We start from the raw sequence: 15,542 nt of genomic DNA, 5'->3' as shown, positions 1-15,542 counted from the left end.
TCTGCTTCCGTTGTATGTCTTACACCTGGTTTATTTACTGGCTCCTTGTTCATAGCATCCTTAATTTAAGGCCTTACTATTACAATGCTGCCGATAAAAAAAGTGAACATGCCAGGGCTATGAGCAGGTTTCTTTGTGCTGTTTTTTTCATCTATGTAAATCCCCTTTTTCTCCGCCTTGATTTTAATACATAATGTATAACGATCCAAAAAGTATTGAAGTTATATCATATTTTCAGTTTCGATGAACATGAACTTAAACTTCTATTGGAAATTCAAAGGGACAACTAACCGGCGTAAATGTTGCGTTGAGGCTTAAGGAGTTAAAAAATCATTCAAAAAAGGAGTCTTGGATTTAACGACCAAGGCTCCTAACCTGCATATTCAGATTCCAAAGCCCTTGCATATGTACCGGTGAACTAGTTGAAAACCTAAGCGCCGTGCTAATTGTTTCGAGGCTTCATTATCAAATGAGCAATCCCAATAAGGGCAAAATCCGTTTTCCCAGATCTCTTCAACTAACAGGGATGCTAAATACGTTCCGATTCCCTTTCCCTGATAGTGAGGTACGGTTTCAACTCCAACCGCATGAGTATCCTGCGTCACAAAACTCGAGTAACAAACACCAATGATTTCTGATCCATCGTTTGCAGCATAACCAAATCCTTTTTTCTTAAAATCTTCCTGCGAAGACCAGAACAACTGAATATGCTGAGTTATGAACTCTGCGTTTGCTAAATTTCCGTTTTCCCAATCGTTCGTTTTAAGATTGATCGTTTTAAACCTACTCTGATTCATAATATTAGGTTTATCCAACAGCTTGAATATCAATTGTTCAAATTGATAAAGCCGCCTTGAGGGAAACATGGATTCAAAATCCCACTTCGTATGATGACCTGATATTTCCAATCGATTCAAGGAAAGCGCCTTCAGCTTTGGTTCCACATGATCCGATATAAATCCATCCAAAGAACGCACAAATGATTCATTGGTGTGATCTCCTATGAGATAAAATCCTTGAATGCCCTTACTCCACACGAGTGCGCTTCTTGGATTACATATTTGATCAACAAATATACAACCTGGGTTATTAAGCTCGATGATTGAAATCACTTCTGGATGCGGATGTCCGCCATCAATTAAAGACTTGACCCTATAAAAATCCTCTTGAACTAATTCCTGCATCATTGATCCTCTTTTTCTTAAGCCTATTTTAACTAGACGACACTCGTCATAATTGAATATCACAACCATCAAAAGGGATATCTTTTTCAATCCGGTTTACGGCATCGACAATAGCATTTTTTTGGAATTCGGTAAGATGTTCTTCTTTGCCATCCCATTGATGAAGCCACCAAAAGTAAGAACTGATATTTCTATACTCCATGAACAAGGGAATCTTCTGAATCCATTCCTGTTCCAGATAGTTTTGCTTGATATAACCTTCTAGAAACTCATATAAAAAATGCTTGGCAAACTCACTTTTAAATTCGCATTTTGTTAGATGTGAGCCCCACCACACGGCATGTGCAGCCGAAATCCCCATATCCATCGCAAACCAGCCATGCAATGAATCATCAAAATCAAATAGGGTTATTTCACCATGATCAATAAGAAAATTATAGGGGTGAAAGTCATAATGAATCAGTCCGTACGAATGATTGTTCCTGGGCAGGGCCTCCAACTGTTTCTCTACGGCTCTAAGCCTACTAAGAAGTAAAAAGTAATGACCCTGATATAAATGAGGGTTATGGAATTCCGCGGGTCTCCAGTCCATTCTTTTTAACTTCATATCACCCGAATCATACGTTTTGGTTAACCGGTGTATAGCACCCATGGTCTCGCCCCATGTTTTAAATAAAGACGGCCCCCACAGCTCTGGATCACTATCAAAGAATTTCCCTGGTGCCTCTTCAAACACGGTTGCAATAAAGCATTTCTCATTCTCATGATCCTGACATATAGCCGTTAGTTCACCTTCAATTGTTTCAACGGGCAATGCAACACGAACACCGCTTTCAGCCAAATACCGAACCCAATGAACTTCAGCTTTGATATTCATTTCAAATTCGGCTGGCTTTTCGGATAAGCGTAGAAAGAATGTGCGGTTGCCTTTACGAAATCTGTACACTTCATTACATGAGTTACTGACAAATGTTAATGTGCCTGGATCGAATCCAAATGAAGTGGCAGCTTGGGATTGTATTTCATTGCTAACCAAGTGTCTCCCCCTTCCCTTACAAACAGATAGGTTTATATTAATTTTGTTCATTATCAGATCAAGCCGCTGGATGATTTTCTCATCCTTTTTAAAGTTCCACAGACATCATTATTCCGGCTATTCTTTTCTTCTCGTAATCTTCCATCACTTTGATGTCAAATGGTTTAAACCCTTGTTTATAGTAAAACAACAGCGCTTTGGTATTCGTATTATGACAAATCAAATGAAGCCGTTTAGCTTGATACTGGTGAACAGCTATTTGCTTCATCGTGTTCAATAAGAACGTTCCGACACCGTGTCTCCTGTACCACGGATGGACGACCACATTTCCTAACCAGCATTCTTGTTCTCTTGTGACATCATATAAATTACAGTATCCGGCTACCGCTCCCTCAAAGGTTACGATCGTGGGTGAAAATCGCATTGAAGCTGCTTCTTCAAGCTGTTCTGCAAGAACGGGATACACGCCTTTAGGATACATGTAAAATAATTCTTCTTGATTCTGCGGCATGGCTGCTATGATCGCAAAATCCTCATGATGAGCTTCCCGTGATTGAAACATCTCATGTCACCTCAACTTTGGAAACAAATTGGTCATACATGGGTGTATGTTGAATTATTTATAAGATATAATCGAGCAGAGCACTGTATTCTCTTAAAGGAGGGAATTTGATATGCAATATGGACCAGACCCTAATGCGGTTTACCCCAATGAGGCAATCAAAAGTATATGCTTTATTAAAAACGTTGTAACACGTCCAACTATTGTAGTCGGTGACTACACCTATTATGACGATAATGAAGGTGCTGAGAAATTTGAAGAGCATGTCACGCATCACTATGAATTTATTGGGGATAAACTGATCATCGGAAAATTTTGTGCAATAGCAAAGGGTATCGAATTTGTCATGAATGGTGCAAACCATCGGATGGGCAGTGTCACGACCTATCCATTTAACATTATGGGCAACGGCTGGGAGAAGTCGACTCCAACACTGGAAGACTTACCCTTTAAAGGTGATACGGTCATTGGAAACGATGTGTGGATCGGTCAAAATGTTACGATCATGCCCGGTGTGCACATTGGTGATGGAGCAATCATTGCAGCCAATGCAGTCGTTGCAAAAGATGTTCCTCCTTACCATATTGCTGGCGGAAATCCCTGCAAAATCATTAAGAAAAGATTTGATGACGAACTCATTGATCATCTCCTAACCATTCAATGGTGGGATTGGCCTGCTCGTAAAATATTTGATCATCTTGAAGCTCTATGCAGCGGGGATCTTACAAAGATCAAGGAAATTCGATAGCTCATTATATTAATAACCATGGGGAGGCTCGGATAAGCTTCCCCATGGTCCTGCTTTCTTCTGTTCTGACCAATAAAGATCAGCTATCATTCTATGACTACAAGGTCTTCGAATTTATTTGATCTAATAAGTCTGCAACTTCTCTTCGTGTTCTCAGTATGATGATTTTCTTTTCATGTTCGTATTTGGTTAGCTTTTCGAGAATTCCCGGTCTCTTTTGTTTTCTGAAGTTCCATACCCACTTGATGAATTCCCAATCCAATTCTCAGGGCATCCCTCATTCAAATCGGGTCTCGTTCTTCCATGGTATGTAATTCTTCGTTTAATGACTCTATAAGTAGTTACCCATGGCGATAAATCAAAGAACACGATCGTGTCTGCCCTCGACATTCGAATGTCCAACGTTCTGTTATAATTCCCGTCAATAATCCATTCATCATTAAGAATAAGCTCTCTTTGAAATTCATCCCATTCGTGATTAGGGGTTGCAACCCATCCCGGCTTCCAATAATAAGCATCTAAATGGTATACAGGTAATCCCAAAACTTCGGATAGTTTACTGGAAAAAGTAGATTTTCCTGATCCGCCAGATCCGATGACCATAATTCTCTTCATGGTGTGCTCCTTGATTAATACTCCAGTTTATATACGATTTCCCCATCGATCACCCGGCCGTCTACTTCAAATCCCAATTTTTCATATAATTGTTGTGCCCACATATTCTCGGGTTCGAAGCTGATGAATATCACCCGGTGCTGCTTATCGTCTTGAATCCTTTCAATGAGCTTTTCCATCGCAGCCTTTCCATATCCTTTGGATTGATGCTTCGTATCGATCATTAACCGATAAATCCAATATTCATGATCTTCCTGATCTAAGCAATACATCGTAAATCCCACGAGGACTTCATCCGCATAAATAGCCAAAGGGATACATTCCGGAAAAGCCTTAGCTTGTGCGAGTGAGAATACATTTGTCGCTACAAAGCCCTTTTGTTCATCAGACACACCCAATTTAATGACATCAAAAAAATTGCTTCGGTCTATTTCTTTAAGTGCTATCATCAAGTTACTCCTCATCATCGTGATTTTCATCTTCCCCATTCTCATCTACTTCTTTGCTTCCGCCACCAAAATACCATTTGTGCTTTTCTATGAATTCTATAAATTCGTCCATAAAAAAATCGTTATCTTCGTTTTCTTTAATTTCAACTATTCCTTCAACTTTTATATATTTAGGCATGACTAACCTCCTGTATTCTAATTTGATTTCTCATGATGAATTCCGTACTAACCAAACCAGAACTGCGGTTACAATAATCATCTTTATTTTCACAAGAAACCTCATTGACGATCCCAGAGCAGCTCACGGGTTATAAATTTTCGGCAATTATTTCTTTAGGTTCAATACGTGACTAGCTTTATAAATCCCTTCAGCTTTAGAGAAGCCAACATCTCTATACAATTTATCTGCAACTGGATTGGTAGTATATAAAGTGAGAGTCTCAAAATGCTTCTGTGCTTCTATGATTATTGTACTTAAAAGTTCTCTTCCGACTCCGGCACGTCTATTCTTACTCAACACATATAAATGCCTTACTCGACCTACATCATTACGGCCAAGATACGGATCAACATTCAATCCACCTATTCCAACTACTTCACCTTCGATTTTTGCAACGTAAAGTGATTCCCCTCTTCTATCAAATTTGTTACTCCCATCCGCGTATTCATCAACCAATCTCTTTACGAATTGATGGCCCTCAGCTTTGCTATCTTCGACCATCCGTTTCAGGTCATAATCATGGAGTGATAAATTTTTTTCAATTAGCATCGTATGTTTCTCCCATATATTATTGATCTATGACGTTTTCATTCATTCAAAATCATCTTTTGCGGTATCCACTATATTTTACCTTTTAACATATTTACGCACAATCGTTCTAATTGATCTGCCATCCATGGTTCATCACATTGAACTTCACTGATAACAAAAAAAGCTTCACACAAGTTATAACAACTCGCGCGAAGCCTCTCTATTACTTCATGTTACCTACGACTTTCACCCGGAGCCTTGTCGCATTGCCCGGATGATAAGCCAGCGGTGTTTCTTCCACTTCAACCAACTCGATCGTAGCCGGGTCAGCGCCAGCCAGCACCGCCTGATTCACGGCTTTCTCCCGTGCATCCCTTAACGATTCCTCGCGGGGCTCGGTAGAATAGATATATATCTGTTCATATTGCCCGCTGATTTGAGCTATACATGCGCCGATGGCGTTGGCCACGCCCCCATTCTCAGGCTTGATCATCCGGGATACCCCGCGGATCGAGTCGGGAATGACGACACTGCCGCCGCCGACCAGCACGAGCTCCACATCACCAGACGAAGTTTTCATTTTATCAATCGCCTGCTCAATGATGGTCGCAATTTCCGCTTGGACCTCTTTAGCAAAGCTTTCATCTAGATGGGCTACCAGGTTTTTGTCCCCGACTTCTGCGAGACCCAGCCGAACTGCAATGTCTGTCGTTGTGAGCGTACTCCCGCCAAAGACCAGGGCCTCCTGTCCGATCTTGTATCCGACGCTGTCCGGGCCGACCGTAATTTTGCCGTTCTCAGAGCGCACGATACTTCCCCCGCCAAGCCCTACGGAAATAATATCCGGCATGCGGAAATTCGTCCGGATATCGCCGACCTCGACCGCAACCGAAGATTCTCTCGGGAAGCCGTCCTGCAAAACCCCGATGTCGGATGTCGTCCCTCCCACGTCGAGCACCATCGTATCTTTGATCTTCGCCAAATAAGAGGCGCCGCGTATGCTGTTCGTCGGCCCGCAGGCAATGGTAAGGATCGGAAACTGTTTGGCGTAATCAATCGACATCAATGTCCCGTCGTTTTGGCATAAAAATACCGCTGCGTCGGTGATGCCTTCTGTTTCGAGCGCCTGCACAAACCCTTGGGTTGTCGTCTCGATGACTTTACACAGGGCTGCATTCAGTATGGTCGCATTTTCCCTCTCAATTAAGCCGACCGATCCGATCAATGAAGAACAGGAAACAGGGAATTCCGGACCATACGCCTGCTCGATGAGATCGCGGATTCGGAATTCCTGATCATTTTTAATGGATGAGAACACGCCGATCACGGCGATGGACTCGACGCTGCCGCGCCACTTTTCTAGAAGAGCCGTAATTTCTTCTTCGTCCACTTCTCCAAGCACTTGCCCGTCATACTCATATCCGCCGTGAACCAGAGCATATTGACCCGACAGCTTCTCTACCATATCTTCAGGCCAGGACGTATACGGGAGGACGGAAGCTGTTGCAGGATAACCCAGACGAATAACGCCGACTTGGGCCAGCTTTTTACGTTCGACAATGGCATTCGTGCACTGCGTCGTACCTAACATGGCATGCGTAATTTGAGTTTTATCAATGGTTGCTTCCTGCAGCAGTTTCTGCAATGAAGTTTCAATTCCCGTTTTAATATCCAGGCTGGTCGGTGATTTTACCGCATGAATCAAATGATGATTCTCGTCCAGGATGATGGCATCCGTATTGGTGCCCCCTACATCGATCCCGATTCTATACATGATCAGCCACCGCCTTTTTCACCAGTTCCTCGATCGGAACGTAATCGTAATCATATCCGAAGTATCTTGGACCTGCCGTTTCGATGCCTTTTTCCGTTCTCCATTTTTCATGAGCAGGCAGTCCGATCACACGTACCCGCTTTCCGTACTTCAGGCTTTCCGTCGTCACGGGCAGCAGGGTTTCGTAATCGACCAGACAGATCAAATCCGGCGTGATTGCAGCCACTTGACCATTCAATTCGGCAACCAGATTTTCATTTTGAAAATGAACCTTCATCTCTCCGGCTTTAAACGCTTCGATCCCTTCGAGATGCATGCGGCCGAGGTTAAATCCTCCCTTGGTTTCCCGGATGACGTCCACGATTTTGCCTTGGAAAAGCTCATAGCCGGACACCAGCTTCAGCAGTTCCTGAAGCTTGTCTTTCGCGTCCCGGTTCTTCATGGTAATGATGGCTCCAATTTGTTCGGACAGGGTCACGATATGATGAACGCCGCTTTGCTTGATTTGAGCACCCGTGGCCGGATACAGGCTGACTAAAGCACTCGCCCCCATCTCGACCGTAGCCACTCTTGCGAGCCGCTCCGTCCAGTGATTATCGATGGTCTCAAAGATGCCGATATTCCCTTTTTCATCCGAAATCGCCATCGGCGTCGCCGGTATGCCGTCCAGGTTAAACGTCACCATCTGAAGCTCCGGGAATGCCCGGCCCATACCGTCGCAATCGATCAGGGGCAATCCCAGCTGAGCCGCAACGACGATGGGAATCATCGAATTAACGCCCCCGGCTTCCATTGGAAACGTACCGGCGATCTGTTCTTTCCCCAAGTAATTCGCTAATTTCTGAAACACCTTCACGAATTCGTCCCCTTTAGGGAATTTCTCCACGAGTACGGAAGGCGCACCCATCATCGCGGCCGGAATGAAAAAGTCCTCATCCTGAATCTCATCGACCGAGTATAGTTTGACAGGTCCATGTTTCTGAATGGCCGAGAGAGCCATCAATTTGCCGATATAAGGGTCTCCCCCTCCACCGGTTCCTAAGAATGCGGCGCCGACGGCGATGTTCTCAACTGCTGCTTGATCTATTAATCTCATTCACGTTTCCTCCAATATGACAGTCTTATGAGCCGATAAACGATATCCTGCATAATACACGACAAAAGAAATGACAATCCCGATCAACGGCTGATTCGGCACCTGCGGCAAGCTTGGGAAGAAGGACAACACGACCGGGGTGCAAGCAATGAGCGCGCCTACAAGCCAGGAAGCAACGCCCAGTATATTGACCCCTTCGACCTCCTGCCAGCGCTTCTTATCACCTCTGCCAAGCACCCAATAAGAGGCGATCATCACGCCTGCCACCGGCGGAATCATGGCCGACAGGATGGACATGATCGGAGTAAAATAGTTGAGAATGCCGACGACGGCGAGTACGGTCCCGATCGCTCCCGCGATGCCGACAGCCCACTTTTCCTTCTCCTTCGATACGTTGAACACATTAATCAAGGCAATTCCGCCCGAAATGGCGTTCACGAGGTTCGTCTTCCATGTGGCCAGGATTAAGACCACACCGCCAATAAACGGAGTCGTGATACTCAAAAAGGTTGCCGTAATATCGCTGGTCTGGTAAGCGATCGTCAAGACCGCTCCTGCACCGATCATCAGCAAGCCTGCAGGGATAATGCCAAAAAGAGCGGCTTTCAGGACATCGGACCGTTTACCCGAAAATTGTGAGTAATCCCCTGCGATGACAGCGCCTAGGGCGAATGAACCCAAGGTGACCGCAAGGCCATCTGTAAAGGTCATTGCTCCTTCGGGCTTGTAATGCTGAATGACCTGAAGGGAGTTACCGGTTAAAGCTTCGATCAGCCCATATAGGCTGATTCCCACTAACAAAGGTACCGCGATATAGCTGATCACCCGCAGCACTTTAACACCATAGACGGCAGAAACGACCATGACGAAACCGCAAATGAGAGATGCCAACGGCACCGGGATGTTCATGCCGGATACGGCCAACAAATTGGCTAATGCCGCACCGCACACATTCGCCTGGATACCGAACCATCCCAGGCACGCAATGGCGAGGATGATGGATAGAATCGTCCGTGATCCTTTTTTGCCAAATACCTGGCCTGCCACCTGCACTGTCGGTCTTCCCAAATCGGTGCTTTGAATGCCCTGCAAAATCATGAGCAGCACAATGATCGAGTACCCTGCGAGCGTGACGAGCAGTGCTTTCGATAATCCCATGCCGGCAATCAGCGTATTTCCTACGAGCAAGCTCGGGATGCTGATGACCGCTCCGGCCCAGATGATCCCTAGACTGAACCAGGATTGATGTTTTTTAACGGTATTCATAGGATCCCTCCACCCTGATTCGTTCGAATTGTTTTATTCATTGTAAAAGAAAGCACAGGAGGCCGTCTTTTTCAGAAAACAAAAAAAAATCCGATGTTTTTGTCGGATTGGACAAAACATCGGAACTTGGGTTCAGGTATGGATAAGACGATAGACCATGCAGGCGGTATACACATCGTACGATTCTGAATTGATCGTTACATCGTAACCGATGAGCTCGCAAATTTTTTTGATGCGATATTTTACGGTATTTTTGTGTACGAACAACAGCTTGCTGCAGTCATCCATATTTCCTTTCGCATCCAGAAGAAAAGTCATCAGGGTTTGCAAAGCGTCCGGGTCGTCCATGATCGGCTCCATAACGGACAAGCATTCTTCGGTGACCTCTTCCCCTTGCTTGCTGAAGTCGATGGCCCGTTTCATGTTCCGGACTTCAGCAGCGGTATACAGCTTGCGGTGATGATAGATGCGGTGAACTTCTTTGGAGACCTCGTGGACGAGCTGGTACATTCGTCTTACATCCTGCGTGTTCCGCATCCTTGGGGAGTAGACGATGCTTGATATTTCACCGATGAGACTCGTCGCTTCAATATATTCTGCTGCAATTTCAAACTCATTGTATTTATAGGAGCAGTTTCCCAGCAATACGACAATCCCATGATCAATCGTCTGAATGACGGCGGTTTTATAATATTGGGAGAGATATGCTTTCAGATCTTCCCGGATTCTCTTCTCCTCCGACAGATCTCGGATATAAATGAGCCACATCATTTGGATGGCGGATACGTCGATATGAAGCAAATGGGCCAATCTGCGCATTTTTTCGCTCTCATCATTCACGATCGCCTTAACCAGAGCATATTCGCTGACCTCGTTATGCTTGTCTCCCCACAAATTGATGGCCACCTGCACCACCTCGCTGATCTGATCCATCGTCTTCGGTGGCAGCTTCGTGTTTTCTTTGATGAGAAACAGATAGAGGGTCTCCCCGTTTTTCTGATGAACACGTTTGTATTCAACAAAGCAGGACGTATTCAGCTCGCCTTCCCCCATTCTGCCGTTCAGAATGGCTGGCGCCATGGACCGGATCAGATCGGCCACATCGAGCGATGAATTACGCGGCCACATGATGCGATTGATGATATCCAGGTTGCTGTTTGTCAGCACGATGTTCGCCTTCATCCGGTCTGACAGCAGCTTCAGGGTAATTTCAACGCTCCGCAAATGTTCCGGCAGCAGCGAAACCTTTTCCAGTGATTCATTGACGAAATGCTCATTCACATTCTGATTGCTGACGATCGCCTCCATGACTTCATAAATGACTTCATTATACCGGAGGGAGTAATCGTTTCTCGGCATGCAGATGATAATAAAATTCAGGGATTCGGCCAGCTCGAGCACTTCATCGGCGATATCCGGCATCACAATGCCGACATAGTACAGAATCAGTCCCACTTCACCCAGGTCATGCAGATATTGAACCGTTCTGCACTGCTGCTCCACGCTATCCTTAATGGAATAGAAAGAACTGATGACCAGCTCTTCGGCATACCACTCTTCTTGAACAGTTTGAATAATTCGCGAAAAGAAATTGACATCCGCCACCTCTAATACCGATAAAGAGGAGACGGTCTGATGAAGCCTGCTTGTTCCGGCAACCACCTCAGCTCCTCTAAACGAGGGCAGGTGAAGTAAGTCCTTTACGGTTACTGCCAATTCGATCACCACTTTTTGTTCGATTCATGCTGCTTACATTAGTATACCCCTCGTATCATAAACAACCAAGGCACGATCCTTTTCCATGTATGAAATGAGCATTTTACTCTACCAATCGCTGCTACGGATAACGTGAGTTTCACAGGAGAGTATTTCTTTTGGGCGAATTTCATTCCTGATTATAAGAATCGTATGCCTTCGCCCTTTCCCGTCCGTTCCGGTCTCATACCTAAGCCTATATGAACAACGCCTATCTCCTTTGTATTAAAAACAAAATAACCGCGCACCTCATGATGTTTGTAGACAACATAGTATGAAAAACCTCGTTGTTTCTCATCCAAAAAATCTTTTAAATCCTCTGGATCCGCCGCCATATCATAAAAAGAGTACTCATCTTCATACTTCCAATGGTACGCAATCCATTCTGCCTGTTCTTGCGTCATGGTTTGGAATAAATAGGTCAAAACGCTGCCCCCGTTCGTCCCAATTAAAGTTATGTTATGTACTTGGTAGAGTTAATCTTACGCATAAAGGGAGTCCATAGAAACAAAGAACATGTTTTGTCCTGGATTATAGCAAATAATTATTTTCTTCATTGGCCGGTTGTAGCGTTCTTATTTCATATGTTTTGCTTCCTGATGCAATCAAAGGATCAGAATTTGCAATGTTTGTTGCTTCAATTAAATCCTTCGCCAGAATAATGACCATCCCTCCCGGATAATCCGTAAAAGGGCCACAGAGTACAAGTTTTCCTTGTGATTCCAGACCTTTTAAATATTCCACATGACGCTCGATGATTTCTTTCGTTAACGGCTTCAGATTGTTCATTAAATAAATAAATGTCATCCATACTCCCTCCTTTTCTAAAGTCAGCGCTCTCTCAAGCACTTTTAACTTACACCTTGCTCAGTTTTTCAATAGCTTGATCTTCACCAGGCAGGAAAAATATATCCCTTCCATGATTGCATTCATATATAAAATCCTTAAGACTCTTGCTTGAATAGATGGAGAAATCACCAATGATTGCAATTTTAGTCTGATAATTGATGAACTTTTGAAGAATCTCTCCGGCAAGGCGTGTTCTTAAATCAAAAAAGTCGTCACATACCGCAGATTGTTCTACAATGATACGATTGCAATCCACTTCATAGCTGACCGTGGCCAAGAGATCCAGCGCAGACTGAACATCCGTTATGATCTTTTCGTTGCTGACCACATAAGCGATTCCTACGCCATTGGCATTGATTTTTCTTATATTCATACGCTACCTCCAGTTTATCCGTTCGTTTGCACAACCGACTCAAATCTCGGCAGACGATAAACTCTTTTTAGACTCATACATGATATGTTTCGCTTTAATCCCAGATCCGGTCCAATTGATCTGAGTACAACAAAATCGCCTTCTTATAGCTCCGTATCCCCTCATCGCTGCTTGTCTCTGCTAATTGCTTGAATAATATGGACATGGCCTCACCGTATGCCCTCTGATTGTATAGAACCATGGCATAAAAAACCTGATATTCTCTTCGCTCTGGAAATTCTCTCATGGCCTGCTCAAATATGAATTGGGCATCCTCGTACATTCCCAAAGTTCTATACGTACTTCCAAGTCCTAATAATGCGCCTTGTTTTTCCTCTGCCTGCAACCCCAGCTCCAGAGATTTCTTATAAAAAGGTACGGCTTCACGTTCTAATCCAAGAATGTCATGAATCCAGGCACATTGATACCAAACAGAGGGATTCAACGGTTGTTCATCGAGTAACTCAAGCCATTGAGATCGCGCCTCTTCGAATTTTCCTGATTTTCTTAATTGAACTGCCTCTTCGAATTTATTCATAAGATCCATCCTTTATAAGCGCTGAGCCACTAATAAAAATTCAAATGCATCATTCGTTCGGTAATCGATGTCCAAATTCTCGAGCAATTCATTACACCATCCCTGCTAAACATGTAAGCCTCCTGTGTAAGCTGAATTGATTTGTATGCATTTTCTATCCCGTAAGGACCAATAACCCGCCTAAAGAATCAAAGATTTCAAACTCAAGCCTTTTTTGCAAAAGACAAGCCTTTCTCTTCGAGTGCTCTGCGAATTGTAGCCACAGCTTTGGGTCCCACGCCATGAAGTTTGAGAATTTCTGACTCACTAATGTTTGTGAATTGTTCCAGATGCTGATACCCGGCATGGGTGAGTGCGCGCATTGCCGGTTTGCCTATGTTATTTGGTATGTCGGTTACAATACTTTCCGTCTGATTTGATTCTTCCACCATTCATCACCCTCATCGATTTTATAGATGTAATCTGTTTTCAAGTTAAATCCGGATCATATGTTTTTCATAAAATACGATTGTCATTTTGTCATTGATTTGTTTGGATTCTCCCGTGTTTCTGTATCCTAGTTTTTCATAAAGATAACAATTACCTTTCTATTGTAAGATCGTATCCAATTCCCATATTAGCGCATCAGCATACGAATCTTCTATCATACGAAAGACCTTTTGAGCAATGCCCTTTCCTTGATAATCAGGTAATATAAAAATAGGGCTTACTCGATAGGTTCTATTGGCTTTCTTTACAATTCGGATTGCACCTACGGGAACGCCATAGCTATTTATAATGTAATAGTCCATAACGGACTGATTTAACCGCTCTATAATTCGTTCCAATGATTCATTTCCAGGGCTGGTTTCATAATCTTGATATTTTTTCAGTAACGAATCAAATGCTTGAACTTGCATCTCATGTATGATTACTGCTTCATGAAGACTGGCCCTGAATAAAGTAATTTCCATGAATCCGCTCCTTTCCATTTTTAGCGGGTCAGTCATTGCTAAGATGCGATCTAAGAATAATATCCGCCTTTTAATAAATAGGTTTCTGTCTATCTATAGTGTTTGTCGATCTTACTAACTGCCCTGTTTGTTAATGGCATTTCTAAAATCATTTTGTACTCCCCATATTTCTTGAATAGGAACTGCTTTTTTATGGCAGTTTTCAATTTCCTTGCCTTGCTCTGTCCACAAATATGGGAATACGGATATCCCTTGATCGCTATTTAATTCACTCACGTCTTCTCTCCAGTTCCTCCATCGAAAGGTTTCGTAATAGGTATTCAGATCACCGTGTAATACCCAATAGATAAAATCCGTATACCCTTTACCCGTGTCTTCCCACTCCAAAGTGTCCGGCGCAAAATAATAAATATGACGAGTACTCTGATCAAATTCTCCTGCATTTATAGCAAAAATACCTCCAACCACATCATAAGCAACAACGAATCCTTCTTCGAGAAGCGATTGGTGTCTGTTATGAATCAAAGAGCCAAATATCTCAGGGTGTCCGGAACCAAGTATGTACAGCCAACCATGATCAACAACTAAACCACCACACTCCAGGGCAATGGCCCCCATCGTCGATTTATTGGTAATTTGCAGACGATGGAGTGTTTCTTCACCTTCCGCTTTAGTGTTCTCAAGGATATGGATATGGGCTTCTGAATCACGCATCCACTCTTGAATCATCGTCCATGCGTTATCTTCAACAATAAGTTCCTCCATATTTTTCATACATCTCACTCCTTATTTATTCTTCCAACTCATTTTCTTATCGGCTTATTCCTGTATTGAAGCTCCCTTCCAGTTTACCACTATATCCCACCTCCTCTCACCTTTTCTCATAACAAAAAGCCCCTCCACGATAGCTTACGCTATCCCGGAGGAGCTTCTCATGTCCATATGTAGGCTGCGTTATCAATCCACGAAGAAATCAGGTTCCGGTCTGATCTTGGTCTTGAGCTGTCTGAGGTTGTACTCCATCTTGAGCACGATATCCTCGATTTGCTTCGGATCGATCGCGAAACGGTCAGGTTCAGGGCGGGAGCTTGACTTCATTTCGCGCAGTGCGAGCTGCTGCTCCTGCCATTTATCCATCAAATCTGAGATGGTCGCGTAAAAACGTTCATAATCGCTAATAATTTCATCCAGGTAGGAATCCACCTCTTCCGGATCGTACCCCCGAAGCTTTGTTGTAAATACCTTTTCGTGAATCGAAAGAGCATCCAATTGTATCCCCAGCTGCTTGAACAGCTTTCTCTGTTTATCCAGTCGGCGCTGCATATGTTCATCCATTGCCAATACCTCCAAATCGGTTGCTACGCTAAGGTAATCCTTATATAATATACATCCCCTTTATTTTTTATATCACAACCAGCGTGAATATGAAAATGGTTCGGTGCTTTTTTGGAGAATGTTCCAAAGAAATGGGCCGGTTTCGCTCAGGTTTTCCCAGACATTGACTTATACCGGGATTGTGGTAGTATCAATACATGAGTACATATTCATATGTTA

Annotated in this window: 20 protein-coding genes; 1 reads left to right on the top strand and 19 read right to left on the bottom strand. The window is 43.6% G+C overall.

Annotation, left to right across the window (positions count from 1 at the left end):
- Positions 1-383: 383 nt before the first annotated feature.
- The 3 genes from ACTHPM_RS02330 to ACTHPM_RS02320 all read right to left on the bottom strand — a co-directional run bounded on the left by ACTHPM_RS02330 (position 384) and on the right by ACTHPM_RS02320 (position 2,782).
- Positions 384-1,184: a GNAT family N-acetyltransferase gene (locus ACTHPM_RS02330; RefSeq protein ID WP_440393572.1), complete on the bottom strand. Its 801-nt coding sequence runs from the start codon at positions 1,182-1,184 to the stop codon at positions 384-386.
- A gap of 46 nt (positions 1,185-1,230) precedes the next feature.
- On the bottom strand, positions 1,231-2,220 hold the full coding sequence (locus ACTHPM_RS02325; protein ID WP_440421416.1) for a phosphotransferase enzyme family protein: 990 nt from the start codon (positions 2,218-2,220) through the stop codon (positions 1,231-1,233).
- 88 nt (positions 2,221-2,308) lie between these two features.
- The gene (locus ACTHPM_RS02320) at positions 2,309-2,782 is read right to left on the bottom strand and encodes a GNAT family N-acetyltransferase (protein ID WP_440393570.1); all 474 of its coding nucleotides are present in this window, start codon (positions 2,780-2,782) and stop codon (positions 2,309-2,311) included.
- 112 nt (positions 2,783-2,894) lie between these two features.
- On the opposite strand from ACTHPM_RS02320, the gene ACTHPM_RS02315 reads away from it, so the two are divergent.
- Positions 2,895-3,530 (top strand): Vat family streptogramin A O-acetyltransferase, encoded by a 636-nt coding sequence (locus ACTHPM_RS02315; RefSeq protein ID WP_440393569.1) that lies wholly within the window; start codon positions 2,895-2,897, stop codon positions 3,528-3,530.
- Positions 3,531-3,719: 189 nt separating this feature from the next.
- Here ACTHPM_RS02315 and ACTHPM_RS02310 read toward each other — a convergent pair whose 3' ends face one another.
- The 16 genes from ACTHPM_RS02310 to ACTHPM_RS02235 all read right to left on the bottom strand — a co-directional run bounded on the left by ACTHPM_RS02310 (position 3,720) and on the right by ACTHPM_RS02235 (position 15,323).
- On the bottom strand, positions 3,720-4,145 hold the full coding sequence (locus tag ACTHPM_RS02310; protein WP_440393568.1) for an AAA family ATPase: 426 nt from the start codon (positions 4,143-4,145) through the stop codon (positions 3,720-3,722).
- Positions 4,146-4,159: 14 nt separating this feature from the next.
- Positions 4,160-4,594 (bottom strand): GNAT family N-acetyltransferase, encoded by a 435-nt coding sequence (locus tag ACTHPM_RS02305; protein WP_440421414.1) that lies wholly within the window; start codon positions 4,592-4,594, stop codon positions 4,160-4,162.
- Between the two features lie 4 nt (positions 4,595-4,598).
- Positions 4,599-4,772 carry a hypothetical protein gene (locus ACTHPM_RS02300; RefSeq protein WP_440393566.1) on the bottom strand — a complete coding sequence of 58 codons (174 nt, stop codon included), beginning with the start codon at positions 4,770-4,772 and terminating at the stop codon, positions 4,599-4,601.
- 147 nt (positions 4,773-4,919) lie between these two features.
- Positions 4,920-5,363 (bottom strand): GNAT family N-acetyltransferase, encoded by a 444-nt coding sequence (locus tag ACTHPM_RS02295; protein WP_440393565.1) that lies wholly within the window; start codon positions 5,361-5,363, stop codon positions 4,920-4,922.
- A gap of 205 nt (positions 5,364-5,568) precedes the next feature.
- On the bottom strand, positions 5,569-7,119 hold the full coding sequence (locus tag ACTHPM_RS02290; protein WP_440393564.1) for a hydantoinase/oxoprolinase N-terminal domain-containing protein: 1,551 nt from the start codon (positions 7,117-7,119) through the stop codon (positions 5,569-5,571).
- Positions 7,112-8,215, bottom strand: coding sequence for a DUF917 domain-containing protein (locus ACTHPM_RS02285; RefSeq protein ID WP_440393563.1), 1,104 nt, complete (start codon positions 8,213-8,215; stop codon positions 7,112-7,114). Before ACTHPM_RS02285 ends, ACTHPM_RS02290 begins: the two co-directional genes overlap by 8 nt.
- The gene (locus ACTHPM_RS02280; protein WP_440393562.1) at positions 8,216-9,481 is read right to left on the bottom strand and encodes a cytosine permease; all 1,266 of its coding nucleotides are present in this window, start codon (positions 9,479-9,481) and stop codon (positions 8,216-8,218) included.
- Between the two features lie 132 nt (positions 9,482-9,613).
- On the bottom strand, positions 9,614-11,209 hold the full coding sequence (locus ACTHPM_RS02275) for a PucR family transcriptional regulator (protein ID WP_440393561.1): 1,596 nt from the start codon (positions 11,207-11,209) through the stop codon (positions 9,614-9,616).
- Between the two features lie 167 nt (positions 11,210-11,376).
- Positions 11,377-11,640: a hypothetical protein gene (locus ACTHPM_RS02270; RefSeq protein WP_440393560.1), complete on the bottom strand. Its 264-nt coding sequence runs from the start codon at positions 11,638-11,640 to the stop codon at positions 11,377-11,379.
- Positions 11,641-11,767: 127 nt separating this feature from the next.
- Positions 11,768-12,043: a YciI family protein gene (locus ACTHPM_RS02265; protein WP_440393559.1), complete on the bottom strand. Its 276-nt coding sequence runs from the start codon at positions 12,041-12,043 to the stop codon at positions 11,768-11,770.
- Positions 12,044-12,092: 49 nt separating this feature from the next.
- The gene (locus ACTHPM_RS02260) at positions 12,093-12,458 is read right to left on the bottom strand and encodes a DUF4180 domain-containing protein (RefSeq protein ID WP_440393558.1); all 366 of its coding nucleotides are present in this window, start codon (positions 12,456-12,458) and stop codon (positions 12,093-12,095) included.
- A 94-nt stretch (positions 12,459-12,552) separates the two neighbouring features.
- The gene (locus tag ACTHPM_RS02255; protein ID WP_440393557.1) at positions 12,553-13,035 is read right to left on the bottom strand and encodes a tetratricopeptide repeat protein; all 483 of its coding nucleotides are present in this window, start codon (positions 13,033-13,035) and stop codon (positions 12,553-12,555) included.
- A gap of 203 nt (positions 13,036-13,238) precedes the next feature.
- Positions 13,239-13,466, bottom strand: coding sequence for a DNA-binding protein (locus ACTHPM_RS02250; RefSeq protein ID WP_440393556.1), 228 nt, complete (start codon positions 13,464-13,466; stop codon positions 13,239-13,241).
- A gap of 156 nt (positions 13,467-13,622) precedes the next feature.
- The gene (locus tag ACTHPM_RS02245; RefSeq protein WP_440393555.1) at positions 13,623-13,988 is read right to left on the bottom strand and encodes a GNAT family N-acetyltransferase; all 366 of its coding nucleotides are present in this window, start codon (positions 13,986-13,988) and stop codon (positions 13,623-13,625) included.
- Between the two features lie 114 nt (positions 13,989-14,102).
- The gene (locus tag ACTHPM_RS02240; protein ID WP_440393554.1) at positions 14,103-14,762 is read right to left on the bottom strand and encodes a DUF2625 family protein; all 660 of its coding nucleotides are present in this window, start codon (positions 14,760-14,762) and stop codon (positions 14,103-14,105) included.
- Positions 14,763-14,945: 183 nt separating this feature from the next.
- The gene (locus tag ACTHPM_RS02235; protein ID WP_440393553.1) at positions 14,946-15,323 is read right to left on the bottom strand and encodes a DivIVA domain-containing protein; all 378 of its coding nucleotides are present in this window, start codon (positions 15,321-15,323) and stop codon (positions 14,946-14,948) included.
- Positions 15,324-15,542 lie beyond the last annotated feature (219 nt).

It is taken from the genome of Paenibacillus sp. SAFN-054 (assembly GCF_051966755.1).
GTDB lineage: Bacteria > Bacillota > Bacilli > Paenibacillales > Paenibacillaceae > Paenibacillus_AQ.
The sequence above is the reverse complement of the archived record's forward strand: the minus strand, read 5'-3'. Positions and strand labels throughout refer to the sequence as shown.